This window comes from Salinicola corii (assembly GCF_008298015.1).
GTDB classification, from domain to species: Bacteria; Pseudomonadota; Gammaproteobacteria; order Pseudomonadales; family Halomonadaceae; genus Salinicola; species Salinicola corii.
On the sequence record NZ_VTPX01000002.1, the window covers coordinates 182,108 to 208,880 of the forward strand.

Genomic DNA, 26,773 nt, shown 5'->3' on the forward strand with positions numbered 1-26,773 from the left:
GCAGTCAAAGTACGGCACCGTGGCCCGTGGCCGAGTCGTTTCCTCGGCCGCGCGACCTGAGTACCATGCCGCTCATGCCCAGACTCTCCTCGACAAATGCCGTCCCTCGACTCCGCCCCTATCAGCGTCAGGCCGTCGATAACGTCATCGCGCATTTCCGTGGTAGTGACGATCCGGCCGTGGTCGTGTTGCCAACCGGTAGCGGCAAGTCCTTGGTCATCGCCGAACTGGCCCGGCGCGCCCGCGGCCGGGTGCTGGTGCTGGCCCATGTGCGTGAACTGGTCGAGCAGAATCACGCCAAGTACCTGGCCTACGGCCTCGAAGCGGACATCTTCAGCGCCGGGCTGGGGCGCAAGGAGAGCGGGCGCCAGGTGGTGTTCGGTTCGGTGCAGTCGGTGGTCAACGGGCTGGACGATTTCGCCACCGGCGAGTTCACGCTGCTGGTGATCGACGAGTGCCATCGCCTATCGATGTCAAAAGAGGCGCTGGCGCGCGGAGCCGGCAAGGCCGACGACGATCGTCTGCGCAGCGCTTCCACCTACGAGAAGGTGATTGCGCGATTGCGCGCGGCACGGCCCAATCTCAAGGTGCTTGGGCTGACCGCCACGCCCTACCGGCTCGGCGAGGGCTTTCTCTACCACCGCCACTATCACGGTATGGTCAAGGGGCCGGAAGACGCCTTCTTCCGCGACTGCGTGTTCGAGCAGCCGCTGCGGGTCATGGTGCGTCAGGGGTATCTCGCCGAGCCCAAGCGGGTCGATGGCGCCCTGGCGTTCTACGACTTCTCCCGGTTGATGCCGCAGCGCAACGGCCAGTTCGCCGAGCGCGATCTGAACGGCGTGGTTCGAGGCAACCGCGCCACGCCGCGAATCGTTGATGACGTGATCGCACGTGCCCGGGACCGGGAGGGCGTGATGATCTTCGCCGCCACCGTCGCCCACGCCGAGGAAGTGCTGGGGCAGTTGCCGCCGGGGGAGAGCGCGCTGGTGACCGGCGCGACGCCGGGGGGGGAACGGGAGCGCCTGATCGCCGCGTTCAAGGCCCGCGAGCTCAAGTACCTGGTCAACGTGGCGGTATTGACGACCGGTTTCGATGCGCCGCACGTGGATGTGATCGCCATTCTGCGTCCGACCGAATCGGTGGGGCTCTATCAACAGATCGTCGGCCGTGGCCTGCGGCTCTCGCCGGGCAAGACCGACTGCCTGATCCTCGACTACGCCGGCAATCCGTGGGAGCTCTACGCGCCGGAGATTGCCCAGGCGCGCCCGGACGGCGAGAGCGAACCGGTGCAGGTCGAATGCCCCGAATGCGGCTTCGCCAATACCTTCTGGGGTAAGCGAGACGGCGACTTCGTGATCGAACATCACGGCCGGCGCTGTCAGGGGCTCGTTTATCGCGCCCAAGACCGCGCGAACAGCGGAAATGCAAACCCAAAGGATATTGCCGAGGTCAGCGCAGCGTCGGGCACTCTGGAGAGTCGACGCCAGTGCACCTTTCGCTTCCGCTTCAAGGTGTGCGAGCAGTGCGGCGGCGAGAACGATATCGCCGCGCGTGCCTGCGGGCACTGCGGCGAGCGCTTGGTCGACCCCGACGACAAGCTGCGCGATGCGCTCAAGCTGCGTCACGCCAAGGTGCTGCGGGTGAGTGGCATGCAGCTCGAGGCGACCACCAACGGGCGCGGCGTACCGCGGCTCAAGGTGACCTACCACGACGAGGATGGCGAGACGCTGGACGAGTGGTTCGGGCTCGACACGCCGGCGCAGCAGCATGTGTTCGCGCGCGTCTTTCTACGCCAGCATCTGCGCGCACCGGGCAGTGGCTGGCGGCCCGGCTCGGCCGAGCAGGCGGCTGCCGAAGCGGAGCGCCTGCGAGCGCCGGATTTCGTCATCGGCCGCAAGACCGGACGCCACTGGCGGGTCGACGAGAAGCTGTTCGACTATGTCGGGCGTTATCGCACGGCGGACACGGCTGGTGCCGAGGGGTAGAATCGTTTTCTTGCTAATAAAAGCATTGGGCCAAGCGCGCCCTTTGACTAGAATGAAGTGCCGCTCGTTCGAGCGCTCACCCCAAACCGAAGATCAAGGAGCTCCCCATGAGCTGGACGACCCCCGAAGTGAAGGAAATCTGCGTCGGCATGGAAATCAACGACTACATGCCCGCTGAATTTTGAGCCAACAGCAAGACACGCGCGGCGGCGCTGCCCTGCAGCTGCGCGTACTGGGGGCGGCCGCCGGTGGCGGTTCGCCTCAGTGGAACTGCCGCTGCGACGTGTGCCGCCTGGTCTGGGAAGGCGACCAGCGCGTCACGCCACGGACCCAATCCTCGATTGCCGTCAGTGTCGACGGCGAAAACTGGGCGCTGATCAACTGCGCGCCCGATATTCTCAAACAGATTCAACAGACGCCTGCACTGCATCCGCGCGAGGGTCGTCGGCACACGCCGATCGCCAGCGTGCTGCTGACCAATGCCGACGTCGATCATATCGGCGGGCTGCTCAATCTCCGTGAGAGCTCGCCGTTCCGGCTGCTGGCGACGCCGATGATTCAGGATGTACTGCGCGGCAGTCCGATCTTCGAGGTGCTGAACCCCGACTATGTCAGCCGCGAATCGATCGCCCTGGATCAGCCCTTTGCGCTGCTCGAGGGCCTGCAAGCCCGGCTGTTCGCGGTGCCGGGCAAGACCGCGCTCTATCTCGAGGGCGACCGGGTCGAGATCGGCGTCGAAGGCGAGAGCACCGTGGGCGTCGAGCTGATCGGCAATGACAAGCGTGCGTTCTACATTCCCGGCTGTGCGGCGATGACCCCGGCACTCGCCGCGCGCCTCGACGGTGCCGACCTGCTGCTGTTCGACGGCACCTTGTGGCGCGACGATGAAATGGTGCGTGCGGGCGTCGGCCACAAGACCGGCCAACGCATGGGTCACATGTCGATGTCCGGGGACGACGGCAGCATCGCGTCATTGGCCGAGCTCTCGCTGGGCCAGCGCGTCTTCGTTCACATCAACAACACCAACCCGGTGTTGATCGCCGACTCCACCGAGCGCCAGGCTGCCGAACGCGCCGGCTGGCAGATCGCCTTTGACGGCATGGAGCTCTCTTGCTGAATTTCGAAAATCATCCCGATCTCGTTGAACCGTTGAGCGTCGAGGCGCTGGAGGCGCGTCTGCGCGAAGTCGGCGAGACGCGCTATCACCATCGTCATCCGTTCCAGCTGATGTTGCAGAACGGCGAACTGGATAAGCGCCAGGTCCAGGCCTGGGCGCTCAATCGCTACTACTACCAGGCGATGATACCGATCAAGGACGCCTCGCTGATGGCGAGGCTCGACGATCCCGAACTGCGCCGCACCTGGCGCTCGCGGCTGGTCGACCATGACGGTGAAGCGCCGGGCGAGGGTGGCATCGAGCGCTGGCTGAAGCTGACCGACGGACTCGGCCTGTCGCGGGAGCTGGTCGTCTCGACCCGCGGCATCCTCCCGGCGACGCGCTTTGCCGTGGAGGCCTATACCCACTTCGTGCGCGACCGGACGCTGCTGGAGGCGATCGCCTCATCGCTGACCGAGCTGTTCTCGCCGATGGTGATCGGCCAGCGCGTGCGCGGCATGCTCGAACACTACGATTTCGTCTCCCGCGAGACGCTCTCCTACTTCGAGCCGCGGCTGACCCAGGCGCCGCGGGATGCCGAGATGGCGCTCGACTACGTCAAGCGCCACGCCAAGCGCGCCGACCAGCAGCAGGCGGTGATCGACGCACTGCGCTTCAAGTGCAGCGTGCTCTGGGCGATGCTCGATGCGCTCTCGCACGCCTATGTGTCTTCTGGCCAGGTGCCGCCCGGCGCCTGGGGCAGTGGCGTCGAGGGGGATGGCCTGGGTGGCGAAGGGAGGCTTGCCCGATGAGTGCCGATATCGACGCTGGTGGTGTGCCCGAACTCCAGGAGTCCGACGTGGTGAAGATCCCACGCGGCGTGCGCCTGCGCGAGGACAAGGCCCGCGGTGGCTGGGTGCTGCTGGCGCCGGAGCGGGTGTTTCAGCTCGATCCCATTGCCCAGCAGGTACTGATGCGCGTCGACGGCGAGCGCGATATCGCCGCCATCGTCGACGATCTGGCGCAGGCTTTTGCTGCACCGCGGGATCGCATTCTTGCCGATGTGCGTGCCATGCTCGCCGACCTGATCACCAAGAACGTTCTGGAAGTGACATGAATACCCCGTCGGAAGCGCGTCAGTCGCCCTCGATGCAGCCACCCCCTATTGGCATGCTGGCGGAGCTCACGCATCGCTGTCCGTTGCAATGCCCGTACTGCTCCAACCCGGTCGAACTGACCCGCAAGCGTGAAGAGCTGGACACGCAAGCCTGGCAGCGAGTCTTCGCCGAGGCAGCCGAGCTCGGCGTGCTGCAGGTACATCTATCCGGCGGCGAGCCGGCGTTGCGCCAGGATCTGGAAGCGCTGGTGGCGAGCTGCGCCGAGCACGGCCTCTACTCCAACCTGATCACGGCCGGGGTCAATATCGGTCGTGCGCGTCTCGAAGCGCTGGCCGACGCCGGGCTCGATCACGTCCAGCTCTCGGTGCAGGGTGCGACGGCGGAGGTCAACGATCATATCGCCAACCTGCCCGGCGCCTTCGACAAGAAGCTCGCCTTCGCGGCGGAAGTGACCGACGTCGGGCTGCCGTTGACGCTCAACACTGTGATCCATCGCGCCAACCTGCATCAGATCCCCGATCTGGTCGAACTGGCACTGGAACTGGGCGCGCGGCGCCTCGAGATCGCTCACGCGCAGTATTACGGCTGGGCGCTCCAGAACCGTGGCGCGCTGATGCCGCCGCGGGAACAGGTGATGGAGGCGATCGATCTGGTGGAGGCGGCCCGCGAGCGCCTAAAGGGCAAGCTGGTGATCGACGCCGTGGTGCCGGATTACTATGCGCGGCTGCCCAAGCCGTGCATGAACGGCTGGGGCCGACAGTCGCTCAACGTCACGCCCGCGGGCAAGGTGCTGCCTTGCCACGCCGCCGAGACGATCCCCGGTCTCGAGTTCTGGAACGTGGGCGAGCATGCGCTGGGCGATATCTGGCAGCATAGCCCCGCCTTCAATGCCTATCGCGGTACCGACTGGATGCCGGACGCCTGCCAAAGCTGCGACCGGCGCGAGATCGACTGGGGCGGCTGTCGCTGCCAGGCCTTGATGTTGACCGGCGACGCCACCCAGATGGACCCGGTCTGCGAGCTCTCTCCCTACCACGACGAGATCCAGACGCTGGCGATCGTCGACTCCCACAAGGACGACGAATTCACCTATCGGCGATTTTCGCGCCAACCCGCCTGATATCCGACGATGGCGACGTGTCCACTGTGGGTCCGTCGACGTCGTGTCGATAGGCCATCGTTGCCTGCCTTGTTAGACTGCGTTCATTATCCAGCCATGATCCGGGAGGCGGCGTGAGCGTGATCGAATCCGAACGACCCGATGCCGCCGAGGCGTCGCCGTCGGGGCAGCTGCCACTCGACTTCGTGGTCCGGGTCAACGGCGAGCGCCTGACCGAGCTGCCGCAGGATCTCTATATCCCGCCGGAAGCGCTCAAGGTCTTCCTCGAGACCTTCGAGGGGCCGCTCGATCTGCTGCTCTACCTGATCCGGCGGCAGAATCTCGACATCCTGGCCATCAACGTCGCCGCCATCACCCATCAGTACGTCGAGTACGTGGATCTGATGCAGGCGATGGAGATCGACCTGGCCGGCGAGTATCTGGTGATGGCCGCGATGCTCGCCGAGATCAAGTCGCGCACGCTGTTGCCACGGCCGCCCAAGGGCGACGACGAGGACGAGGAAGCCGATCCGCGGGCCGAGCTGATCCGGCGTCTGCAGGAGTACGAACAGCTCAAGCTCTCCGCCGAGGAACTCGACGCGCTGCCGCGCATGGGGCGCGACTGGTATCCGGCGCAGGCGGCGCTGCCGGAACTCGAGCCTCGGGTGGTCCATCCCGACGTCTCGCTGAACGATCTGCTCGGGGCCCTCGGCGGCATGCTCAAGCGGGCCGATCTGCGCCAGTCCCATCGGATCAGTCGCGAGGTGCTCTCGACCCGCGAGCGGATGCTGTCGATCATGGCCAAATTGAACGCCGATCGCTACACGCCGTTCGAGGCGCTGTTCGACCTTTCCGAGGGTCGCGCCGGGGTCATCGTCACCTTCATGGCGATTCTCGAATTAGCGCGTGAGTCGATGATCGAAATCGTGCAGAATGCGCCGCTCTCGCCAATACACCTGCGTGCCAGGCTGGCGATCGAGGACGGTGCCGCAGGCGACGATGGCGACATCGAGGGCGAGCCGGCTTTCGAGGCCGCAACGTCCGCGTCGGCGACAGGCGTCGATGAATCCGATAACGGCGACGGCGAGACCCGGGCATGAACCGCCTGACCGACCCTTACGTGATCCCAGCGCTGGACGAGATTCTGGAAGCGGTACTGCTGGCCGCCGGTGAGCCGCTCTCGCTGGAGCGGATCGAGGCGCTGTTCGGCGACGGCCCGTTCGATTCGGGGCAGCCGCCGTCCCGTGCCGCCATCCGGGAGTCGCTGAACAAGCTCGGCGACCGGTTGACGGCGGGCGGGGCGCTGGAGCTGCAGGAGTCCGCTTCGGGTTACCAGATCAGGATCCGTCAGCGCTATTCGCCGTGGGTGTCGCGGCTGTGGGACGAGAAACCGCAACGCTACTCGCGGGCACTGCTCGAGACGCTGGCGCTGATCGCCTACCGCCAGCCGGTCACCCGCGGGGACATCGAGGAGGTGCGCGGCGTGGCGGTCAGCAGCTCGATCATGCGCACGCTGGTGGAGCGGGGCTGGATCCGGGTCGTCGGCCATCGCGACGTGCCGGGACGGCCGGCGGTCTACGCCACCACCCGGGCGTTTCTCGATGACCTGGGGCTGCAGACGCTGGATTCGTTGCCGCCGATGCATGAACTCAAGTCCTTCGAGACGTTCGAAACGGCCATGCACCAGCCGTTCGCCGATGTGCCCGATGGCGTCGCTCCCGATGTCGGACCCGGCGCTGACGAGACGGGCGAGAGCGATGCCGAAGCCGGTATCGATGACACCGCACCGCTCGACGACACACCGGCCGGTTGGGAAGAGGTATCGGCAACGTCGGAACCTGAGTCCGACACTGACGAACACGCCGAGATGGCGTCCCCCGGCGAGTCGCTGAGTTTTGCCGAGCTCGAAGCGCGACTGGCCGAACGTGCCCGCAGACGTCGGGATGAATCGGAGGTGCCGGGTAGCGGCACCGATTCGGACCAGCATGGAACGGACACGGACACCTGAAGTCGCCTCGAACCGAACTGCCGACAGGCCGGGGGGGAGGTGGCGACTAGCCGATGAGGCAATGAAGCATCATGACGGATACCAATACCGAGAAATTGCAGAAAGTGCTGGCGCGCGCCGGATATGGCTCGCGACGCGAAATGGAAACCGCGATCAGCGCCGGCCGGATCAAGGTCAACGGCCAGGTCGCCAAGCTGGGCGATCGTGTCGGGTCGCGCGACCGCGTGGCGCTGGACGACCGGGCCATCAACCTGCGCGCCGTCGAGGAGGTACCTCGCCGGGTCATCATGTACAACAAGCCGGAGGGCGAGCTGTGCACGCGCAAGGATCCGGAGGGGCGGCGGACCGTGTTCGAACGCCTGCCGCGACTGAAGGGCGAACGCTGGATCGCCATCGGCCGCCTCGACATCAATACCAGCGGGCTTCTGCTATTCACCACCGACGGTGAACTGGCCAACCGGCTGATGCACCCCTCGCACCAGATCGAACGTGAATATGCCGTCCGCGTCATGGGCGAAGTGAAGCGCGAGCACGTGGTCGCCATGGTCGAGGGCGTGATGCTCGAGGATGGCCCGGCGCGCTTCTCCGACGTCCAGGAGTTCGGCGGCGAGGGTATCAACACCTGGTTCCACGTCGTGATCCTGGAGGGGCGCAACCGGGAAGTTCGGCGGCTGTGGGAGTCCCAGGGGTTGACCGTGAGCCGCCTGAAGCGGGTTCGCTACGGCAATATCTTCCTCGACAAGCGGGCCAAGGCCGGCGAGTGGACCGAGATGACCCAGGACGAGATCGACGAGCTGTCGAACCTGGCTGGCCTCGAACCGCGCAAGGTGCCCGAGCTGACGCCGGACGAGAAGAACCGCTGGAGTCGCGACAAGAACAAGCGCCGCCCGGTGACGGCGATGAAGAAACCGCGTCGTCCGCGTCGCCAGGACTCCTGATTCCGGCGTTGCGCCAGCGGCCTCGAGGCGGGAAAAAACGCTTGCCTGCTCCGAGGCTTATGAGTAATATGTGCGCCCAGTCGGAAGGGGTCGTTAGCTCAGTTGGTAGAGCAGTTGGCTTTTAACCAATTGGTCGTAGGTTCGAATCCTACACGACCCACCACTTTCCGACGGGTCGCACGATGGGTCGTTAGCTCAGTTGGTAGAGCAGTTGGCTTTTAACCAATTGGTCGTAGGTTCGAATCCTACACGACCCACCATCGATCTCCCCTCTCGCCGTTTCGGCATCACTGCGCAGCGCCCGCTGTCAGTTGCACGTTTCGGGTCGTTAGCTCAGTTGGTAGAGCAGTTGGCTTTTAACCAATTGGTCGTAGGTTCGAATCCTACACGACCCACCATTTCAATGGTCTCCCGCTTCGCCGACAAATCGATGCACGTCTTCGCGTGGCTGTGTTAATGATTGAGGATTCCCCTAGGAGACCTCTCATGACGTCCAGTTCGCTCCAGCCAGGTTTCGCCTGTTCGGTCGACGCGTCTCGCCCCGAACCGTCCCGGTCTAGCGCCATCTACCGTCATGCCGGCGAGCCGATCGGTGACATCGAGCAGGCCTACAGCGGCCGCCTGACACCCGATTTGGCGGTGAACACCTTTCGCAATATCGACCGCTTGTTTCCTACCCGAATCATCTCCGCTGGCGCTTCCCCGCGTCCGCTCGGGCAGGCGCCGACGAGCCTCGATGGAGTGATCGCCAGCGCCAACGGCGACGCCTACGATCTCTACGACTACCTGGCGCTGAACAGTGTCACCGGCCTGTTGGTGCTCCGGCACGGAGAAATCGTTCATGAGACCTACCAGCGCGGCAATCGGCGCGATACCCGCTGGATGTCGATGTCGGTGGCCAAGTCCATCTGTTCGACGCTGGCCGGCATGGCAATCCGGGACGGTCTGATCCCCGAGGGCCTGTCCTCACAGGTGACCGATTACGTGCCGGCGCTGGCGGGAAGCGCCTACGAAGGCGTCAGCCTGCGCGACCTGCTGATGATGGCGTCCGGCGTTGCCTGGAACGAGACCTACACCGATCCCCGATCCGATCGTCGCGCGCTGTTGAAGGCGCAGATCGCCCAGCAGCCGGGCAGGGCGATAAAGGTGATGGCAGCGCTGCCTCGCGCCGTCCGACCGGGCACGCTCCATAACTACAGTACCGGCGAGACGCAGATTCTCGCCGAGTTGGTTCGGCGGGCCGTGGGCCGGCCCCTGGCCGACTATCTATCGGAGAAATTGTGGCAGCCCTACGGCATGGAGAGCGACGCCTGCTGGTGGCTGGAGTCCGCCGACGGCGTCGAGATCGGCGGCAGCGGCATCGCGGCGACCTTGAGGGATTACGCGCGCTTCGGCCAGTTCATGCTCGATGGCGGCAGGCTCGACGGCCAACCGCTGCTACCCGAGGGGTGGGTCGACGAAGCCACGCGACCCACCACTCTCGTCGGGAGCCAATCGCCACTGGAATATGGCTACATGTGGTGGACTGCCTGGACGGAACCCTCGCGCCGGGATCGCGCCTTCGCCGCGAGGGGAATTCACGGCCAGCTCATCTACGTCAATCCGGCGCGTGACATCGTGATCGCGCAGAACGCCGCCGCGCCGAAACCGCTCGGCAGATTGGTGATCGATCCGATGGTGTTCTGCGATGCGGTCGTGGCACATCTCGAGGGGCAGGCCGGCGGGCCAGCCTGAGGCCATTCGGTCAGAAGCTCCGCATGGTATCGCGGTAGCCGAGGAAATCCTTGCGTCGTTGCTCGATGCGGCTGGCCATGGCGTAGTCGCCACTCTGTTTGGCGACTTTTTCGGCGGAGTCGATCTGACGAATGGCGGTGTCGATGCGACCCTCGAGCTGGAGCTGCTCGGCGCGAGCCAGCTGGCCCCAGGCATCGCGGCCGGTGCGACCGGCCGCCTCGGACAGCAGGCCGAACACGTTGGGATCCTCCGGATACTGCTCGCTCATCTCTCGCAGCACGTCGAACGCCTGCGCCGGCGCTGTCTGCACCAGCGTCTCCGCCTGCACCCACTGTGCCGGATAATAGCCGGGAGACAGCCGCAGGATGTGTCGTGCTCTCGCCAGTGCGTCCTGGTGGCGCCCGGCGTCGTAGGCGACCTGGGCGGCGGTGACGGGGATCATCGAAAGGTCGGGATAATCTCTGGCGAGCTCGTCGAGCGTCTTCAGCGCCGCGTCGGGACGCGCCTGCTGTGCGTCGGTGAGCGCTTGCAGATAGCGTACGGCAGCCGCTGGCGGATCGTCCTGCCGAAGCGCCGTCATCGCCTGGGTCGGGTTATCCCGGTTGAGCATCAGCAATGCTCGCCCGCGAATCATGGCGTAGGTCGGGTCGTCCCGGGGTGGCGGCGAGGGCAACTGATCGGCCCGGGCCTGGGTGTCACTGATCCGCGATTCGGTGACCGGGTGGGTCAGCAGGAACTCGGGGGGATTGCCGCCCTGGAGTGCGGCGAGTTTCTGCAACGTGCGGAACATCTCCGGCATGGCCTGCGGGTCGTACCCGGCCTTGGCCATGGCGCTGAGGCCAACGCGGTCGGCCTCCTGTTCGAACCGGCGGGAATAGGCGAGCTGGTCCTGGATGAACGCCGCCTGCGAACCCATCATCGCGGCAATGCCCGCACTACCGCCGCCGCCTGCCGCGATGATCATCCCGGCCAGCATCGCCGCCATGGTGGGCAATTGCGTCTCCTCGACCCGCTCCATGCGTCTGGCGTAGTGGCGCTGAGCCAGATGGCCCAGTTCGTGTGCCAGCACCGAGGCGAACTCGTCCTCGTCGGGCGCCGTGGCGAACAGACCGGCGTTGATCCCGACCACGCCTCCGGGCACGGCAAACGCGTTCAGCAGGCGGCTGTCGACCATCGTCACCACGAGTCGCTCGTTGACCCCGCTGTAGGGCACCAGCTTGGCCAGCATCGAGCGGACGTAGGTCTGGGTGACCGGGTCCTGCCACGGATCGGTCTGGGCGCGAAATTGACGCAGCCAGGCACGACCCAAACGATATTCGTCGTTGGACGTGACGGCGGCGCTGGTACTGCCGAGATCCGGGAGCTGATAGCCTTGCTGGGCGTGTGCGGGCGGCTGGGTGCCGGCCAGTCCCGCGGAAAGCAGTGAAACGGCCAGCAGGCGCCGCTTGAATGATGCCAGTCGTTGACGGTTCATGCTGACGATCTCGATCCTCATTCAGGCTGAAGCCGGGGTGGCCGATGGTGGTCTGCGCTATCATGCGTTCGACCGCAGCTTGTCGCAGACGTTGCCTAGGGCCTGTTCACACTATACGACGCGTGGATAGTGTGAACAGACCCTGGAAAATCCGGGCCTTGCAACAGCCGTCGTGGCGGGCTTATCGCGCTAGCGAGCCTCTTTCCAATCAACCTGGGGTATGTCATGTCTCAACAGCCGGATCGTCGACTGGATGCCTCCGGTCTGAGCTGCCCGTTGCCGCTGCTGAAGGCCAAGCAGGCGCTTGCGGGCATGCAGGCCGGGCAACTGCTCGAAGTGATCGCGACGGACGCCGGTTCGTGGCGGGATTTCGACAGTTTCGTCGAGCATAGCCGACATGTGCTGGTCGGGCGCGAAGAGAAGTCGGGTGTGTATCGCTACTGGCTGCGTAAAGCCGATGGAGAGGCGCGAGCATGAGTTTGAAGGGCATCCTGCGTAACTGGTTCGAGCGGTATCTGTCCGACGAGGAAGCCATCGTTCTGCTGGCACTGCTGATCGGCGGCTTTGCCATCGTCATCTGGCTCGGCGGCGCGCTGGCCCCGTTTTTTACCGCGCTGGTGATCGCCTTCCTGCTGCAGGGCGTGGTGGCCTGGCTGGAACGTCGCGGATTGCCGCGACTGCTGGCGGTTGGGCTGGTCTTCCTGCTGTTCGTGGGCGCGCTGCTGGCGCTGGCGCTGATCGTGATGCCGCTGGTCTGGAACCAACTGGTCGAACTGGTGAGGGAGGCCCCCGACATGTTCGCCAGCAGTCAGCGCTGGCTGGGCGAAATGCAGGCCAGATACCCCACCATCGTCACCCCGGACCAGGTCCAGGGCTGGATCGCCACGGCAGGCCACCAGGCGTCACAGCTTGGCCAGCGTGCGCTGACGTTCTCGCTGGCGTCGCTGGGCAACCTGATGGCGGTGATCATCTACCTGGTGCTGGTGCCGATTCTGGTCTTCTTCATGCTCAAGGACCGCGAGCGGCTGATCGATTTCATGCTGTCGATGCTACCTGGCAAGCGCACGCTGATGACTCGCATCTGGCAGGAGATGGACGACCAGATCGCCAACTACGTGCGCGGCAAGACGATCGAGATCATCATCGTCGGCAGCGTGGCCTTCATCGTCTTCTGGGCGTTCGGGTTGCCCTATTCGGCACTGCTCGGGCTAATGGTGGGCCTGTCGGTGCTGGTGCCCTACATTGGCGCGGCGGTGGCGACGCTGCCCGTCGCGGCGGTAGCCGGCTTCCACTTCGGCGTCGGGGACCAGTTCTTCTACGTGCTCGTGGCCTACGCCATCCTGCAGGCGCTCGACGGCAACGTGCTGGTGCCGATTCTGTTTTCGGAAGCGGTCAACCTGCACCCGGTCTCGATCATCCTGGCGGTGCTGTTCTTCGGCGGGCTGTGGGGGTTCTGGGGGGTGTTCTTCGCCATTCCGCTGGCGACCCTGATCAAGGCGCTGGTGCAGGCCTGGCCGCGAGGGGAGTCGGGCCAGGCCGCGATATCAGCGGAGAAGTGACGATTCGTGCTCGGCGGACGAGTCTGCGTCGGGTACGCAGGATGCCCATCGAGCGGCTTCTGTCCTGTCGCAGTGGTCGAACTTCAGAGTGTCTCGAATCCCAGCCGCAGCGCGAGCAGCACGAAGGCAGCGGCAAAGCTGGCACGAATGAACGCCATCACCCGAGGTCTGCCGATGACGTGGTCGCGCACCCAGGCCGCCATGAGTCCGTAGCCGATGAACACGAGTAGCGTCATGGCCACGAATATCAGGCCGAGAAGGAAAAACGTGGTGCGCGCCTCGGTGTTGTCGGCCGGTACGAATTGGGGCAGGAAGGCGAGGAAGAACAGACCTAGCTTGGGGTTGAGCAGATTGAGCCAGATCCCCGTGCCGATCAGCCTCAGGCTGCCGCGAGGTGAGTGCTGGGTATCGACATTCATGACTCCCCGAGCCCGCCCGACCTGCCACGCCATGAACAGCAGATAGAGCGTCCCTGCGAGGCGCAGCGCCTGGAACAGGACGTCGCTCGTCTCGAGAACGGCGGTCAAGCCCAGCGTGGCCAGCAGCAACTGAGGAGCGATGCCCAAGGTGCAACCCAGCGCTGCCAGAATGGCGGCGCGGGCCCCGCCTCCCAGCCCATTGGCCAGGGTATAGAGCACCCCGGTGCCGGGCAGCAGCACGACGATCAGGGCGGTCAACAGAAACTCGGTCGTCATGACGGTATCGGTTCCTCTTTAGACAGCCATGTCAGGCGCGCCACTGGCCTGGGGTGACGCCTAACTGGCGCACGAAGGCGCGCGTCATATGGCTCTGATCGGCGAACCCGGTCACGGCGGCTGCCTCGGTCAGCGAAAGGTTGCGACTGATTGCGGCGCAGGCCAAGCGCACACGGCGCTGTTTGAGGTAGGCGTGAGGGGTGGTACCGACTTCGCGTCGGAACCGGCGCAGCGCGGTATAAGGTGTCAGTCCGGCGATTCTGGCCAATGCCGCCAGAGAGGGCGCCTCGAGTGGATCATCATGAATTCGCTCCAACATCAGTTGAACGCCATAGGACGGCTTTGTGGCCGTTGGCGCCGTTTCCGGTGTGTCGAGCAGCGAACCGAACAGATCGCCGATAATTTCCGTGATCGCTCCGGGATCTCTGTCGGGAATATCCGCCATGCCCTGAAGGAGTCGCCGTGTCATGACGGGGTCGATCATCGCCGGATGGTGGAATTCGCGTGACGCCAGATCGGGGCAGATGGCGCGTGTGATCAAGCGGGGGGCGACGAACAGCATGCGCCAGCGACGTGCACTGTCGCCGGCGGGGATGCCGTCGTGAAGTTCGTTGGGGTTGACGGTAATCACGTGACTCGGACCTGCCTCGACTCGTCCGCGTCCACTCCACGAGACGTGTCCGCCGTCGAGCATCACGCCGATGCCGTACTCATCGTGTGAGTGACGGGGGAATCTACGATCCGACAGGATATCGACCAAGTGAACGCCGGGCAGCCCGGCATGGGTACAATGGATTCGGTGCGTCATAATCGATTTCCTTGCTCGTCCTGTAGCTTCCATTGTTTTCATCTGGTCGTTTCACGATCGATAGCGAGCTGCCATCGAGTCCGTGATGAGTGATCGGTGGATCGGCGAACGCGACTCGATTGACTATCCGCGAGATCGCCATGGGTGTCTTGAACGAAATTGACTCTTGGTGATGCAGGGCTGCCAGGGGAGCGATAGGCTGATGGGGCTTCGGCGGCAGGCCGCCTGGCAGCGGCCTGCATTCGATTAGGGCGTAACGGCATACTGGTCTTGAAGCGGGTCGAGCCGAAAACCTTCAGCCATTGAGCTCGCGCGCGGCCTCCAGCACTTCGTCGACGTGGCCGGGGACCTTGATGCCACGCCACTCGCGGGCGAGCTTGCCGTCGGCGTCGATCAGGAAGGTGCTGCGCTCGACGCCCAGGTGCTCCTTGCCGTACATCTTCTTGAGCTTTATCACGTCGAACTGACGGCAGACCGCCTCGTCGCGATCGGAGATCAGCTCGAACGGGAAGCCCTGCTTGGCCTTGAAGTTCTCATGGGACTTGAGACCGTCCCGCGAAACACCGAAGACGATCGTATTGGCGGCCTCGAATTCACCGATCTTGTCGCGAAAGTCGCCACCCTCGGTGGTGCAGCCGGGCGTGCTGTCCTTGGGATAGAAGTAAATCACCACCTGTTTGCCACGATAGTCGCCGAGCCGAAAGGGCGTGTCGCCGGTCGCTTCGGCGGAGAAGTCTTCTACGGGTTGTCCAACGCTGAGTGTCATGAGGCGCTCCGAAACCGGGAAGTGAATGGCGAACGATAGCCGATCCTGGCGGTCAATGCTCGGTAGCCGATGCCCTGGCAGGTTTCCGGAGGCCGCTTTGATCTCGGCGACAGCCAACCTGGCGGCTGTACACGTTGGGGCTGCCTGAGTACCATCTGGGGGCGTGAAATCGCGCCTGGGCAGGCGCCATGACCGCATCGACATCATGTCTGACGTGCTGGAGCCCGGAACCGGGAAGCGTTGGCCTGTCCTGCGGAGGGCACGCCAGCGAATCAGGCATCGGGGTGTATCCGGCCGGTAATTCGGTTTCCGGTCGTTCGATATCGATTGGATAAGGCGGCCGGCCGCCCATCCGGTCACAGAGAGAGAGCTGCAAGATGATCACAGGCAGTATCGTTGCCATGGCGACGCCGATGAAAGCCGGTGGCGAGATCGATTGGGAGGCGCTGCGCCGCCTGGTCAATTTCCATCTCGATCACAGCACGGACGCCATCGTTGCCGCCGGTACCACTGGCGAGCCGACCACGATGTCGTTTGCCGAGCATTTCGACGTCATCCGCACAGTGGTCGAAGAAGTCAACGGCCGAATCCCCGTCATCGCCGGCACGGGAGCCAACAACACCGCGGAGGCGGTCGAACTGGCTCGCTACGCCAGTGAAGTCGGCGCCGACTGCTGTCTCTCGGTGGCGCCGTATTACAACAAGCCGACCCAGGAAGGCTTGTATCAGCATTTCAAGGCGGTCGCCGAGGCGAGCGAACTGCCGATCATCCTCTACAACGTTCCCGGGCGGACCTGTTCCGACATCTACAACGAGACGGTTTTCCGGCTCGCGGAACTCGAGCGGATCGTTGGCCTGAAGGATGCCACCGGTAACCTGGAACGTGCCGAGGAACTGATCGATCGTCTCGAGGGTAGCGGCTTCGCGCTCTACTCCGGTGATGACGCCACCGCCTGCGACTTCATGCTGATGGGCGGCCATGGCGATATTTCCGTTACCGCCAACGTCGCGCCAAAGTCGATGCACGATCTCTGCGTCGCGGCGACCAGCGGCCAACGTGAAAAGGCGCACCAGATCAACGCGCGCCTGGCCCCACTGCACACGGCGCTCGGGATCGAATCCAATCCGATTCCGGTCAAGTGGGCGCTCAATCGCATGGGATATGCCGAGACCGGCATCCGGCTGCCACTGACTTGGCTGTCCGAGCGCTATCACGGCAACGTCGGCGAAGCGCTGCAACTCGCCAATATCGAAACGAAGTGAAATCTGCCGACGTGGTTCGAATCGCCAACCAGCCCATTGCTTCAAATAAAGGTGGATGCATGAAGCCCATCCTCAAATGGATGCCTCTGATGTTGTGCTCGTCGCTGGCCCTCTCCGGCTGCGGACTTTTCCAGGACGGTTACTATTACGACCGCAATGTCGAGTATCAGAAAGCCGAGATGGCCAAGCCGCTGGAGCTGCCGGCTTCGAGCAATCAGGTGCGTTACCAGGATTCGATGCCCGTGCCTGAGGCCGACAGCGATTTCTCCGCGTCGGATGCCATCGACGATGCGCCTCGTCCGCAACCGCTGGCATCGGGGCAGGGCGATGACCAACCCTATGCCGAGATGCGCCAGGCGGGGAGCGAACATTGGCTGCTGGTCGATGCCGCGCCGGCCAGCGTGTGGCCGCGACTGCAGGGCTTCGCCGTCGATCACGGTGTCAACCCGACGGCGATCAATGCCGCTGGCGGCCGCATCGAAACGGCTCAGGGCAGCGTGAGCCTGCGCCAGGGCCTGCGTAGCGGCACCAGCGAAGTCCGTTGCGACATCGGTAGCAGCGCCCAGTGCCTGAGTTCGATCAAGGCTTATCTGGACAACAACCACACCGCGGACAGCGGCGTCTCGTTGGCCGCCCAGCCGCTCGACCAGAGCGAACGCGTGAAACTGCGCAACCGCGGCGGCAACTGGGAACTCGATCTGGCGCTGGATGGCGAGCGCGCCTGGTCCGAACTCTACTATCAGTTGCAGAATGGCTTCGACGACAACCGCCTGACGGTGACCGACCAGAACCGAAGCGCGGGCCAGTTCTTCATCGACTACCTGCCGCTGGACGCGGATGACGGTGGCTGGTTCAACTGGTTCGGCAGCGATCCGCAGCCCAACCGCTATCGTCTCCAACTCGACTCGAACGCCGGCAACAGCGTGGTGACGGTGACCGGCTCCGATGGGCAGCCAATCGAGCCCGCCGCGGCACGGGAGCTGCTGGATGCCATCGCGTCCACGCTGCGGTGATGCCGCTGCAGTCGGTGCCCGGTCAGCATTCTTCACCGGAGGGCCGCTCTGCACCCGGGCTCAGCTTCGCCTCGCTGGGCAGCGGTAGCAAGGGCAACGCGACCTTGGTCAGCGACGGCGAGACTCTGGTGCTGGTGGATTGCGGCTTTGGCGTACGCGAGGCGGAGAAACGCCTCGCTCGCGTCGGCGTCCACCCGCGCCAGCTGGCCGCCGTGCTGGTCACCCACGAGCACAGCGACCATATCACCGGGGTTGGCGCGTTGGCGCGTCGCCATCAGTTGCCGGTCTATCTCAGTGCTGGCAGCTGGCTCTCCGGCAAGCTCGGCGAGGTGCCCAGCCATCAACTGCTGGTTCCGCAGGCACGCTTCGCCATCGGCGGACTGGAGATCGACCCGGTCACCGTACCCCACGATGCCCGCGAGCCGATCCAGTTTTGTTTTCGCGCCCACGGTCGCCGTCTCGGCGTGCTGACCGATCTCGGCCATCCGACTTCCCACGTGGTCGATGCCTTTAGCGGCTGCGATGCGCTGTTCCTCGAGTGCAATCACGATCCGCGCATGCTGGCAGAGGGGCCTTATCCGCCGCATCTCAAGCGGCGTGTCGCCGGCCGCTGGGGCCATCTGGCCAACGCTCAGGCATCGGACCTGCTGCGTTGGCTGGGGCTCGATCGGCTGCAGCGGATTGTCTGCTCGCACCTGTCGGCGCAAAATAACCACCCCGAGCGGGTACTGGAGGCACTGGTGCCATTGCTCGATGGCGATGAATCGCGTCTGCTGGTCTCGACCCAGGATCGGGGCATCGACTGGCAGCAGGTGGCGTGACGTTGGAACCCGTCCGCCCCGTCGCCACACCATACTCCAATACCCTCTTCACGAACCTGCTGCCCCACGGGGCCGCGACGGAGACAGCTCCATGCAAAAACGCGATCTTCTCTATGCCGGCAAGGCCAAGTCGGTCTATCTGAGCGACGACCCGCAGCGGCTCGTCCTGCATTTCCGCGACGATACCAGCGCCTTCGACGGCAAGAAAAAGGAGGCGCTCGAACGCAAGGGCATGGTCAACAACCAGTTCAATGCGTTCATCATGGAGAAGCTCCAGGCGGCCGGCATTCCCACGCACTTCGAGCAACTGCTGTCGGACACCGAATGCGTGGTCAAGAAGATGGAGATGATCCCGGTCGAGTGCGTGGTGCGTAACCTCGCCGCCGGCGGTCTAGTGCGGCGTCTCGGCGTCGAAGAGGGGGTTGCGCTGACGCCGCCCACCTTCGAACTGTTTCTGAAGAACGACGAGAAGGGCGATCCGATGATCAATGAGTCGCTGGCGGAGACGTTCGGCTGGGCAACCCCCCAGCAGTTGGCGACCATGAAGTCGCTGACGTTCCGGGTCAACGATGTGCTCAAGCAGCTGTTTCTCGACGGTGGCATGCTGCTGGTGGACTACAAGCTCGAGTTCGGTGTCTTCGAGGGTGAGATCGTGCTGGGCGACGAGTTCTCGCCGGACGGTTGCCGACTGTGGGACGCCGAGACGCGCGAGAAGCTGGACAAGGATCGCTTCCGCCAGGGCCTGGGCGGCGTGATCGAGGCTTATGAAGAGGTGGGGCGGCGTCTGGGCATGACCTTCTAGAAACGCCGTCTCAATTCCTGCGCGGGCAAATTGCTTTGTTGTACGCCCCCGGTGCGCCGGTCCGATCGGAATCCTCACCTATACCTCATAGGCTCCGGTTCCTGCGCGCCGTACGCCTTGCACTTCGCTCCGCTCGGAGATTGTTACAGCGCTTCTTGAGAATTGATTCTCATTAGAAGCCCCGCCGGGGCTTCTTGTTATTCGGACGCTGTAGTAAAGACCTTTTAGCGCCTCACGCCATCGTCAGTCGATGCGCTTTACGCTTTCGATGGTGATCGGGGTCTTAGGCACGTCGGCGTGCGGTCCCTGGCGCCCGGTAGGCGTTCCGGCGATCTCGTCGACCACGTCCATGCCGGATACCACATGACCGAACACCGTGTAGCCCGGGTTGTAGAGGTCGCGATAATTCAGCGCACTGTTGTCGACCAGGTTGATGAAGAACTGGCTGGTGGCGGAATCCGGGTTGGCGGTCCGCGCCATGGCGATGGTCCCGCGGGTGTTGTCGAGACCGCTCTTCTCCAGCGGGATCGGTGCGTGGGTTTCCTTGGGCTCGAGGTCCGCCGTCATGCCGCCGCCCTGGATCATGAAGTCCTGCATGACACGGTGAAAGACCGTGCCGGCGTAGAAGTCCTCATCGACGTACCGCAGGAAGTTCTCCACCGTCTTGGGCGCTGCCTGGGCGTCGAGCTCCACCTCGATGGGGCCCTGGCTCGTCTCCAGACGCACGTGGGGGTGATCGGCATCGGCGAGCGCCGGCAGCGAGAACAGGGTCAGGGCGGACAGGCACAGGGGGATCAGCGACTTTCGCATCGAAGGCACTCCAGTCTTTCATCGAAATTCGCCAGCCTAGCGGCATCGGGGCAGGCTTGCCAGCGCTGGCGATGCCGGCCGGGGCGTCACCCCGCCGAAAGGTCAATGACGAGGTGAACCATGACACGCCATGAAACCGACCGGCTGATCCTGAGAAAGCCGGATAGCGCCGACGGGCCGCGGCTGTTCGCCATCTATGGCGATCCCGAGACCCACCAATTCAACCCAGCCGGGCCCCACGCCGATGCCGCGGTATCGATGGCGGTATTGGGCGGGTGGCTCGATCACTGGCAGCGCCACGGTTTCGGGATATGGGCCATCGAGGAGAAGGCGAATCCGGGGTTCGTCATCGGCTTTGGCGGCCTTGGTTGGGCGAAAGAGGCGGGGTGGGGCTGGATTCTGAACCTGGGATATCGCTTCTCCCCCGCCGCGTGGGGCAAGGGGTACGCCACCGAGATGGGCCAGGGCGCGATCGACTATGCCGCCGAGCGACTGGCAGCGGACAGGATCCACGGCCTGGTTCGTCCGCACCACGCGAAGTCGGTTCGGGTCCTGCACAAGCTGGGCTTTCGCGAGGTCGGCACGCTGGAAGACACGCCGGGCGAGCCGGCCAGCCTGGTGCTCGAGCGATCGCTGCGCTGAGCCGTTCAGCGCGGCTCGATCGCCTCTACCCGAATGTCGGTGTCGCCATCGCGCTCGTCGACACGAAAGCGGACGTTGACGTCGCGCAGCAGGACGCCATAACGCTTCGACACGCCCTGCCGGGTCGCGGTGCTGCCGTGGTAGGCAGGGCGCGGATCCTGCCCCAGCACCTCCTCGATCAGCCGACCCAGCGCGTCGCCGTCGGGATGCCGACGAAGCGCCTCGTCGGCAGTGACGTCGAAGATGACGCGGTAGCGGGGCGGCGACGCGGGGGCGAAACCGGCATTGGCGTCCGGGCGAGACTCGGCCCAGGGGAGATACGGCTTGATGTCGAGGATCGGGGTGGCATCGCACAGATCGTGCCCCCGCAAGTGCAGCTTGACCCGGCTCTCGCATCCAGCGAGGCGGGAGCCGGCAATTGGCGTGCGGGCGAGAGAGGGGCGCGGGGTGCGCTCCACTCCGACCAGTTCCACCAGCGACTGGCCAAGCCGATTGGGACGGTGGGTGCTTCGGCTGGCGAACACGCCGACACGGCGATTGCCGCCCAGGCGCGGTGGTCGAACCCGGGGCTTCCATGTCCGGGGGCTGCGATCGAAGACGAAAGTCAGCCAGAGATGGCTCATCGCCTCGATGCCCTCCACGGCAAGCGGATCGTCGAATGGCGGTGTCAGATAGAGAATCGCCCGCGCCGACGGTGCCAGCCCGGGCTGCCGGGGGATGCCGAACTTGTCGGGATAGTCGCTGGCCACGTGACCGATCGCCTCCAGCGGGAAGGCGCTGGCGGCGGGCGGGGCGTCAAAGGGAGGCGATTGCATTGTGAAGCCAGTTCCAGAGGTGAAATTTCATAACGGTGCCATACTGCATGAGCGCTCGCGTGGCGGGTGCGTCGGCCATTCGAAGACTCGCATGATACCAAGGAGATGTGTTGGATGAGTGTCTTGCGCGTTTATCGCGAGGTGAATGGGGTCCGCCGCTGTTGAGCAGCTACGATGCCTCCCGTATCGCCCTTCGATTTCCACGCTTTGAGAAGTTGGTCGACGACGTCACGGCTTGAGACAGTCGCGATGCCGTCCCCGATGGGAGGAGAGATCGCCATGCTCGAACGAACCCGTTTCCGCCAGGCCCTGCCCAGGGATGCCTCGGATCAGGCCGAGGTCTTTCACCATGCGATCATGGAGGGGGCCGCGGGCCGGTACACGCTGGCCCAACGCGAGGCCTGGGCCGCCTCACTGCCGCGTACTGCGGAGGCGTGGGCGGCACGTCAGGCTCTCTATCCCACGCTGGTCGCCGAGTGCGATGGCCACTGTATCGGCTTCTGCGAGCGCGATATGACGGCGGGCCGCATCGAGACGCTCTACGTCTGGCCCTCGGTGGCGCGCCAAGGGGCAGGCACACGCCTGCTGTCGCTGTCTGTCGAGGCGTTGCGGGACTCGGGATTCGCGGCGGTGTCGATCGAAGCAAGCCTGGTGCTGGCGCCTGCGCTGTCCGGGCGCGGCTGGGAAACCCTTGGCCAGGAGTGGGTCGAACGCCATGGCGAACGACTGCCGAGAGTGCGTATGCGTCTCGCGCCAGCGGCTTCTGCCGGGTGACGGAGATCCCATGACCCGGATCCCGGGCGGGATTTCCCTTGGCGCGGGAAATTCGGTAGAGTTACTTCCATAATGAAAGTGACTCACGATATCTCATCTCTCTGCCCGGTGGCCCGCGCGCTGGCGTGCGTCGGCGACAGCTGGACCCTGTTGATCCTGCGCGATGCCATGCAGGGCGCGCGTCGCTTCGACGAGTTCCAGCGCGGTCTTGGCATCGCTTCCAGCATGTTGACGCGTCGCCTGGAGCGCATGGTCTCTGATGAACTTTTCGAAAAGCGCTGCTATCAGCAGCATCCGCCGCGTCACGAGTATCATCTGACGGCCAAGGGCCACGAACTCGCGCCGGTCATTCTGATGCTCTACCGCTGGGGGGAACAGCATCTGCCGATCAACGCCAATGGCTTCCATCTGATCGATCGACGGACCCAGCGCCCCGTCGAGCCGATCCTCTACGACCGCCACCACGAGCGACCGCTGTCGCCCGGGGACGTGCGACTGGCCCCGGGGCCCGATGCCAATCCGGCGGTTCATGCCCGTGTCGAACGTATGCGCAACGCCTTCGAACGAGGCGATTCTTCCGACTCGCAGCCAGCAGCGGCGCGCGCCGACTGCCACGCCGCCATGGTGGCGAGTGACTCGATCAATGACTGAAAGGACATCGTCATGCGACGTATCGTAGTGACAGGTATGGGGCTCCTCTCGCCGCTGGGTTGCGGCATTGAACCGGTATGGCAGCGCCTGCTGTCGGGCGCTTCCGGTCTGCGCCGGCTACCGGCGGAAATCGTCGAGGGGTTGGCCGCCGGTGTCGGCGGACCGGTGCCGACCATCGAGGAGGACAGTGCCGGCTTCGATCCGGATGCGACCATGGACCCGAAGGAGCGGCGCAAGATGGACCGCTTCATCCAGATGGCGGTAGCGGCAGCGGAAGAGGCACTGGCCCAGGCGAACTGGTTCCCGAAGACGGAGGCGGAGAAGGAGCGCACGGCGACCTTGATCGGCTCCGGGATCGGCGGCTTCCCGGCGATCGCCGATGCGGTACGTACCACCGACAGCCGCGGTCCGCGTCGACTCTCTCCCTTCACTATCCCCTCGTTCCTGGCCAACCTCGCCTGTGGTCAGGTATCGATTCGCCACGGCTTCAAGGGGCCGCTCGGCGCGCCGGTCACGGCGTGTGCCGCTGGCCTGCAGGCGATCGGCGATGCCGCGCGCATGATTCACGCCGGTGAAGCCGAGGTGGCGTTGTGCGGCGGCAGCGAAGCCTGTATCGATCGCGTCAGTCTGGGGGGGTTCGCTGCTGCCAAGGCGCTGTCGAGCCATTTCAACGCCACCCCGGAGCAGGCTTCCCGTCCCTTCGATCAGGCGCGGGACGGCTTCGTCATGGGCGAAGGCGCCGGGCTGATCGTGATCGAGACCCTTGAACATGCTCTGGCGCGAGGTGCGACGCCTATCGCCGAGCTGGTCGGCTATGGCACCACGTCCGACGCCTATCACATGACGGCGGGTCCGGAGGATGGCTCCGGCGCGGCACGGGCGATGCAGATCGCGCTGCGTCAGGCCGGCCTGGAAGCGTCCGAGATTCAGCATCTCAACGCCCATGCCACCTCGACGCCGGTGGGCGATCGGGGTGAGCTGGCTGCCATTCATCGGCTGTTCGGCGATCACTCGCCCGCTATCAGCGCCACCAAGGCGACCACCGGCCACCTGCTGGGCGCCGCCGGCGGGGTCGAGGCGATCTTCACGCTGATGGCACTGCGCGACCAGGTTGCACCGCTGACCCGTAACTACACCGATCCTGACCCGCTGGCGGCGGATCTGGACGTGGTCCACGGTGAATCGCGCCAGATGCCGATGGAGCACGCTATCTGCAACGGCTTCGGGTTTGGGGGCGTGAACGCCAGCATGATCTTCAAACGTTACGAGGGCTGAAACGGGCTGCGCTCGGCAATACGACACGAGCTTCGAGCTTCGACCGAAGAACGCCAGCGACGTCGTCGCTGGCGTTCTTCGTTCCGAAAGTCACGCTGTTCTTCGCGGCTCGCGGCTCGCGGCTCGCGGCTCGTGGCTCGCGGCTCGTGGCTCGTGGCTCGCGGCTCGTGGCTCGCGGCTTCAGGCCATCGTATCGACGATTCCGCCCTCGACGCGCATTGCCGCGCCGGTGGTGGCGCTGGCCTGGGGCGAGGCGAGATAGACACTGAGGTTGGCGACTTCCTCGACTTCGGCCACGCGCTGGATGATCGACGACGGCCGATTCTCCTTGACGAAGTTGGCTTCCGCTTCGGCCTCGCTGATGCCCTGCTGTCTGGCGATGTCGGCGATCATCTTGCCGACGCCCTCGGACTTGGTCGGTCCGGGAAGCACGGCGTTGACCGTGACCTGGGTGCCGGCGAGTACCTTGGCCAGCCCTCTGGAGATCGACTGCACCGCGCTCTTGGTCATGCCGTAGTGGACCATCTCGGCGGGAATGTTGAGCGCGGACTCGCTCGACAGGAACTGGATACGCCCCCAGTCGCGCTGCTTCATCCCCTGAGCGTAATGGCGCGACAGCCGCACTGCGCTCATCACGTTGACATCGAAGAACTGCTGCCACTCCTCGTCGGGGATCTCGAAGAAATCCTTGGGCCCGAAGATGCCGACGTTGTTGATCAGGATGTCGCAGGACGGCTTCTGGTCGATGAGCGTCTGGCAGCCCTCGGCCGTTCCCAGGTCCGCAGCGACCCCGTCCACGGTTGCTCCCGAAAGCTTGCGCTCGAGTTGGGTGATGGCGTCGTCGACCCGCGCCTGGGTGCGCCCGGTCACGGTGACGGTCGCACCGGCGCCGGCCAGCCCCTCGGCGATGGCCAGCCCGATGCCGGCGGTGGAGCCAGTAACGATGGCGGTCTTGCCTGTCAGATCGATTTTCATCAGGTCTCTCCTTTTTTCCCGCGCTGTGGTTCGCGTTCCGGCGCCAGCCATGCCGTCTCGAAGGCGAGGGTGATGGCTCCGACGAAAGTCGCGGGGGTACACTTCGACATCGGGGCATTGGCAGCGAACACAACCCCGTGGCGCCTTTCAGCGTAGGACGCTTTTCGCAATTCGCCGTCCCATCGCTGAAAGCCGCCCGGCTGCCGCCTCCTTATACTCAACTGAAACAACCCTAAGGAAACGCTGAATAAATCGACGAGCAGGATGAAGCGCAAGACGCGCGGAGCGCAGGAACCGGAGCCTATGGGTAGGTGAGAATTCGACCGGGCTGGCGCTCCAGCACCGCGCAACGCAGCGATTCGCCTGCGCAGGCATTTATGCAGTGCTTCCCTAAACCTCCAGGGAGAGAGACATGGCCACGAGCCCGACGCGTGACGATTTCGACCGCTACATGACCCCCAACTATTCGCCGCAGCAGGCGATTCCGGTGCGCGGCGAGGGGAGCCGTCTGTGGGATCAGGCGGGCAAGGAGTACATCGATTTCGCCGGCGGTATCGCGGTCAATGCGCTGGGGCACTGCCATCCGGCGCTGGTCGACGCGCTGACCACGCAGGCCAACAAGCTGTGGCATCTCTCCAACGTCTACACCAACGAACCGGCCCTGGCGCTGGCCAGGCAGATGGTCGAGCGGACCTTCGCCGACAAGGCCTACTTCTGCTCTTCCGGTGGCGAGGCCAACGAGGCGGCGTTCAAGCTGGCGCGGCGCTGGGCGTTCGACAACTTCGGCGAGAACAAGCACAAGATCATCTCGTTCAAGCAGGCGTTTCACGGCCGCACGCTGTTCACCGTCAGCGTCGGCGGTCAGCCCAAGTACTCCGAAGGCTTCGGCCCGATCCCGGGCGGCATCGTGCATGCCGAGTTCAACGACCTCGACAGCGTGCGTGCGCTGATCGACGACGATACCTGCGCCATCGTGGTCGAGCCGATCCAGGGCGAGGGCGGCGTGACCCCGGCGACGCCGGAATTCATGCATGGCCTGCGCGAACTGTGCGACCGGCACCAGGCGCTGCTGGTGGTCGACGAGGTGCAATCCGGCGTCGGCCGCAGTGGCAAGCTCTACGCCTACATGCACTACGGTGTGACGCCAGACATCCTGACCACTGCCAAGGCGCTGGGCGGCGGTTTCCCGATCGGCGCCATGCTGACCAGCGATCGCGTGGCGCCGTCGCTGGCGGTGGGCACTCACGGTTCCACCTATGGCGGCAATGCGCTGGCCTGCGCGGTGGGTCTGGCCGCGTTGACCACCATCGATACGCCGGAGGTGCTGTCCGGCGTCGAGCGTCGCCACGCACTGTTCCGCGAGCATCTCGAGGTCATCAACCGCAAGTACGGCGTGTTCAAGGAGATTCGCGGCATGGGGCTGCTGATCGGCGCCGAGATGAGTGATGACTTCCACGGCAAGGCGAGGGACATCCTGCCGCCGGCCATCGAACAGGGGCTGATGGTTCTGGTTGCCGGTCCCAACGTGCTGCGCATGGCGCCGTCGCTGGTGATTCCGGAGGCGGATATCCAGGAGGGCATGGCGCGGCTCGAGATCGCCATCGGGCAACTCGTCGGTCCGTCATGATCGACGCCGACGTTGTTTCAGGGGCC

28 protein-coding genes and 3 tRNA genes are annotated in these 26,773 nt (G+C 64.7%); 24 read left to right on the forward strand and 7 right to left on the reverse strand.

All coding sequences use genetic code 11. The annotated features are described in order from the left end of the window. The first annotated feature begins 74 nt into the window (after positions 1 to 74). From F0A16_RS04780 to F0A16_RS04840, 13 genes are all read left to right on the forward strand, one after another. Positions 75 to 1,985 carry a DEAD/DEAH box helicase gene (locus F0A16_RS04780; RefSeq protein WP_149434254.1) on the forward strand — a complete coding sequence of 637 codons (1,911 nt, stop codon included), beginning with the start codon at positions 75 to 77 and terminating at the stop codon, positions 1,983 to 1,985. Positions 1,986 to 2,092: 107 nt separating this feature from the next. Then, complete coding sequence (pqqA, locus tag F0A16_RS22230) at positions 2,093 to 2,170, forward strand: pyrroloquinoline quinone precursor peptide PqqA (protein ID WP_075569317.1); 78 nt, start codon at positions 2,093 to 2,095, stop codon at positions 2,168 to 2,170. After that, entirely contained in the window at positions 2,167 to 3,102 is a 936-nt protein-coding gene (gene pqqB / locus F0A16_RS04790; RefSeq protein WP_239023712.1) for a pyrroloquinoline quinone biosynthesis protein PqqB, read from the forward strand. The genes pqqA and pqqB overlap by 4 nt, the downstream gene beginning before the upstream one ends. After that, positions 3,096 to 3,893 carry a pyrroloquinoline-quinone synthase PqqC gene (gene pqqC / locus F0A16_RS04795; protein ID WP_239023713.1) on the forward strand — a complete coding sequence of 266 codons (798 nt, stop codon included), beginning with the start codon at positions 3,096 to 3,098 and terminating at the stop codon, positions 3,891 to 3,893. Before pqqB ends, pqqC begins: the two co-directional genes overlap by 7 nt. Then, positions 3,890 to 4,198 carry a pyrroloquinoline quinone biosynthesis peptide chaperone PqqD gene (gene pqqD / locus F0A16_RS04800; protein WP_149434255.1) on the forward strand — a complete coding sequence of 103 codons (309 nt, stop codon included), beginning with the start codon at positions 3,890 to 3,892 and terminating at the stop codon, positions 4,196 to 4,198. The genes pqqC and pqqD overlap by 4 nt, the downstream gene beginning before the upstream one ends. Continuing rightward, positions 4,195 to 5,319 (forward strand): pyrroloquinoline quinone biosynthesis protein PqqE, encoded by a 1,125-nt coding sequence (gene pqqE, locus F0A16_RS04805; protein WP_149434256.1) that lies wholly within the window; start codon positions 4,195 to 4,197, stop codon positions 5,317 to 5,319. The genes pqqD and pqqE overlap by 4 nt, the downstream gene beginning before the upstream one ends. Positions 5,320 to 5,438: 119 nt before the next feature. After that, positions 5,439 to 6,398 carry a segregation and condensation protein A gene (locus tag F0A16_RS04810; RefSeq protein WP_420853067.1) on the forward strand — a complete coding sequence of 320 codons (960 nt, stop codon included), beginning with the start codon at positions 5,439 to 5,441 and terminating at the stop codon, positions 6,396 to 6,398. Continuing rightward, entirely contained in the window at positions 6,395 to 7,306 is a 912-nt protein-coding gene (scpB, locus tag F0A16_RS04815; RefSeq protein ID WP_149434258.1) for an SMC-Scp complex subunit ScpB, read from the forward strand. The genes F0A16_RS04810 and scpB overlap by 4 nt, the downstream gene beginning before the upstream one ends. Positions 7,307 to 7,377: 71 nt before the next feature. Beyond that, complete coding sequence (gene rluB, locus F0A16_RS04820) at positions 7,378 to 8,244, forward strand: 23S rRNA pseudouridine(2605) synthase RluB (RefSeq protein WP_110598005.1); 867 nt, start codon at positions 7,378 to 7,380, stop codon at positions 8,242 to 8,244. An 87-nt stretch (positions 8,245 to 8,331) separates the two neighbouring features. After that, positions 8,332 to 8,407: transfer RNA gene (locus F0A16_RS04825), tRNA-Lys, on the forward strand. 21 nt (positions 8,408 to 8,428) lie between these two features. Next, positions 8,429 to 8,504, forward strand: a tRNA-Lys gene (locus tag F0A16_RS04830). 62 nt (positions 8,505 to 8,566) lie between these two features. Beyond that, positions 8,567 to 8,642: transfer RNA gene (locus tag F0A16_RS04835), tRNA-Lys, on the forward strand. 88 nt (positions 8,643 to 8,730) lie between these two features. Beyond that, positions 8,731 to 9,978: a serine hydrolase domain-containing protein gene (locus F0A16_RS04840; RefSeq protein ID WP_223119710.1), complete on the forward strand. Its 1,248-nt coding sequence runs from the start codon at positions 8,731 to 8,733 to the stop codon at positions 9,976 to 9,978. A gap of 10 nt (positions 9,979 to 9,988) precedes the next feature. Here F0A16_RS04840 and F0A16_RS04845 read toward each other — a convergent pair whose 3' ends face one another. Continuing rightward, positions 9,989 to 11,452: a M48 family metalloprotease gene (locus F0A16_RS04845; protein WP_149434260.1), complete on the reverse strand. Its 1,464-nt coding sequence runs from the start codon at positions 11,450 to 11,452 to the stop codon at positions 9,989 to 9,991. 225 nt (positions 11,453 to 11,677) lie between these two features. Here F0A16_RS04845 and F0A16_RS04850 point away from each other — a divergent pair, with 225 nt between their 5' ends. Next, positions 11,678 to 11,929 carry a sulfurtransferase TusA family protein gene (locus F0A16_RS04850; RefSeq protein WP_149434261.1) on the forward strand — a complete coding sequence of 84 codons (252 nt, stop codon included), beginning with the start codon at positions 11,678 to 11,680 and terminating at the stop codon, positions 11,927 to 11,929. Beyond that, the gene (locus F0A16_RS04855) at positions 11,926 to 13,011 is read left to right on the forward strand and encodes an AI-2E family transporter (protein ID WP_149434262.1); all 1,086 of its coding nucleotides are present in this window, start codon (positions 11,926 to 11,928) and stop codon (positions 13,009 to 13,011) included. The genes F0A16_RS04850 and F0A16_RS04855 overlap by 4 nt, the downstream gene beginning before the upstream one ends. Positions 13,012 to 13,094: 83 nt before the next feature. Here F0A16_RS04855 and F0A16_RS04860 read toward each other — a convergent pair whose 3' ends face one another. The 3 genes from F0A16_RS04860 to F0A16_RS04870 form a co-directional block, all read right to left on the reverse strand. Then, positions 13,095 to 13,706, reverse strand: coding sequence for a LysE family translocator (locus tag F0A16_RS04860; protein WP_149434263.1), 612 nt, complete (start codon positions 13,704 to 13,706; stop codon positions 13,095 to 13,097). Between the two features lie 31 nt (positions 13,707 to 13,737). Further along, positions 13,738 to 14,514: an AraC family transcriptional regulator gene (locus F0A16_RS04865; protein ID WP_187775903.1), complete on the reverse strand. Its 777-nt coding sequence runs from the start codon at positions 14,512 to 14,514 to the stop codon at positions 13,738 to 13,740. Between the two features lie 295 nt (positions 14,515 to 14,809). Beyond that, positions 14,810 to 15,280 carry a peroxiredoxin gene (locus F0A16_RS04870; RefSeq protein ID WP_149434265.1) on the reverse strand — a complete coding sequence of 157 codons (471 nt, stop codon included), beginning with the start codon at positions 15,278 to 15,280 and terminating at the stop codon, positions 14,810 to 14,812. A gap of 377 nt (positions 15,281 to 15,657) precedes the next feature. Here F0A16_RS04870 and dapA point away from each other — a divergent pair, with 377 nt between their 5' ends. The 4 genes from dapA (at position 15,658) to purC (ending at position 19,178) form a co-directional block, all read left to right on the forward strand. Beyond that, entirely contained in the window at positions 15,658 to 16,542 is an 885-nt protein-coding gene (dapA, locus tag F0A16_RS04875; RefSeq protein ID WP_149434266.1) for a 4-hydroxy-tetrahydrodipicolinate synthase, read from the forward strand. A 59-nt stretch (positions 16,543 to 16,601) separates the two neighbouring features. Continuing rightward, positions 16,602 to 17,555 (forward strand): outer membrane protein assembly factor BamC, encoded by a 954-nt coding sequence (bamC, locus tag F0A16_RS04880; protein ID WP_149434267.1) that lies wholly within the window; start codon positions 16,602 to 16,604, stop codon positions 17,553 to 17,555. Further along, positions 17,555 to 18,376 carry an MBL fold metallo-hydrolase gene (locus tag F0A16_RS04885; RefSeq protein ID WP_149434268.1) on the forward strand — a complete coding sequence of 274 codons (822 nt, stop codon included), beginning with the start codon at positions 17,555 to 17,557 and terminating at the stop codon, positions 18,374 to 18,376. Before bamC ends, F0A16_RS04885 begins: the two co-directional genes overlap by 1 nt. Positions 18,377 to 18,467: 91 nt before the next feature. Then, the gene (gene purC / locus F0A16_RS04890) at positions 18,468 to 19,178 is read left to right on the forward strand and encodes a phosphoribosylaminoimidazolesuccinocarboxamide synthase (protein WP_149434269.1); all 711 of its coding nucleotides are present in this window, start codon (positions 18,468 to 18,470) and stop codon (positions 19,176 to 19,178) included. A gap of 243 nt (positions 19,179 to 19,421) precedes the next feature. Here the strand turns inward: purC and F0A16_RS04895 are convergent, their stop codons facing one another. Then, complete coding sequence (locus tag F0A16_RS04895) at positions 19,422 to 19,988, reverse strand: peptidylprolyl isomerase (protein WP_149434270.1); 567 nt, start codon at positions 19,986 to 19,988, stop codon at positions 19,422 to 19,424. A gap of 120 nt (positions 19,989 to 20,108) precedes the next feature. Between F0A16_RS04895 and F0A16_RS04900 the strand changes: the two genes are divergently transcribed. Next, positions 20,109 to 20,630 carry a GNAT family N-acetyltransferase gene (locus F0A16_RS04900; RefSeq protein WP_149434271.1) on the forward strand — a complete coding sequence of 174 codons (522 nt, stop codon included), beginning with the start codon at positions 20,109 to 20,111 and terminating at the stop codon, positions 20,628 to 20,630. A 5-nt stretch (positions 20,631 to 20,635) separates the two neighbouring features. Here F0A16_RS04900 and tsaA read toward each other — a convergent pair whose 3' ends face one another. Continuing rightward, positions 20,636 to 21,445, reverse strand: coding sequence for a tRNA (N6-threonylcarbamoyladenosine(37)-N6)-methyltransferase TrmO (gene tsaA / locus F0A16_RS04905; RefSeq protein WP_149434272.1), 810 nt, complete (start codon positions 21,443 to 21,445; stop codon positions 20,636 to 20,638). 279 nt (positions 21,446 to 21,724) lie between these two features. Here tsaA and F0A16_RS04910 point away from each other — a divergent pair, with 279 nt between their 5' ends. The 3 genes from F0A16_RS04910 to fabF all read left to right on the forward strand — a co-directional run bounded on the left by F0A16_RS04910 (position 21,725) and on the right by fabF (position 24,145). Beyond that, on the forward strand, positions 21,725 to 22,219 hold the full coding sequence (locus tag F0A16_RS04910) for a GNAT family N-acetyltransferase (RefSeq protein WP_149434273.1): 495 nt from the start codon (positions 21,725 to 21,727) through the stop codon (positions 22,217 to 22,219). 72 nt (positions 22,220 to 22,291) lie between these two features. Next, positions 22,292 to 22,870, forward strand: a complete 579-nt coding sequence (locus tag F0A16_RS04915) for a winged helix-turn-helix transcriptional regulator (RefSeq protein ID WP_149434274.1) — start codon at positions 22,292 to 22,294, stop codon at positions 22,868 to 22,870. Between the two features lie 12 nt (positions 22,871 to 22,882). Beyond that, entirely contained in the window at positions 22,883 to 24,145 is a 1,263-nt protein-coding gene (gene fabF, locus F0A16_RS04920; RefSeq protein WP_149434275.1) for a beta-ketoacyl-ACP synthase II, read from the forward strand. 180 nt (positions 24,146 to 24,325) lie between these two features. Here fabF and F0A16_RS04925 read toward each other — a convergent pair whose 3' ends face one another. Continuing rightward, a complete protein-coding gene (locus F0A16_RS04925; protein WP_149434276.1) occupies positions 24,326 to 25,120 on the reverse strand; it encodes an SDR family NAD(P)-dependent oxidoreductase in 795 nt (264 codons plus the stop codon). Between the two features lie 412 nt (positions 25,121 to 25,532). Here F0A16_RS04925 and F0A16_RS04930 point away from each other — a divergent pair, with 412 nt between their 5' ends. After that, positions 25,533 to 26,747 carry an aspartate aminotransferase family protein gene (locus F0A16_RS04930; protein ID WP_149434277.1) on the forward strand — a complete coding sequence of 405 codons (1,215 nt, stop codon included), beginning with the start codon at positions 25,533 to 25,535 and terminating at the stop codon, positions 26,745 to 26,747. Positions 26,748 to 26,773 lie beyond the last annotated feature (26 nt).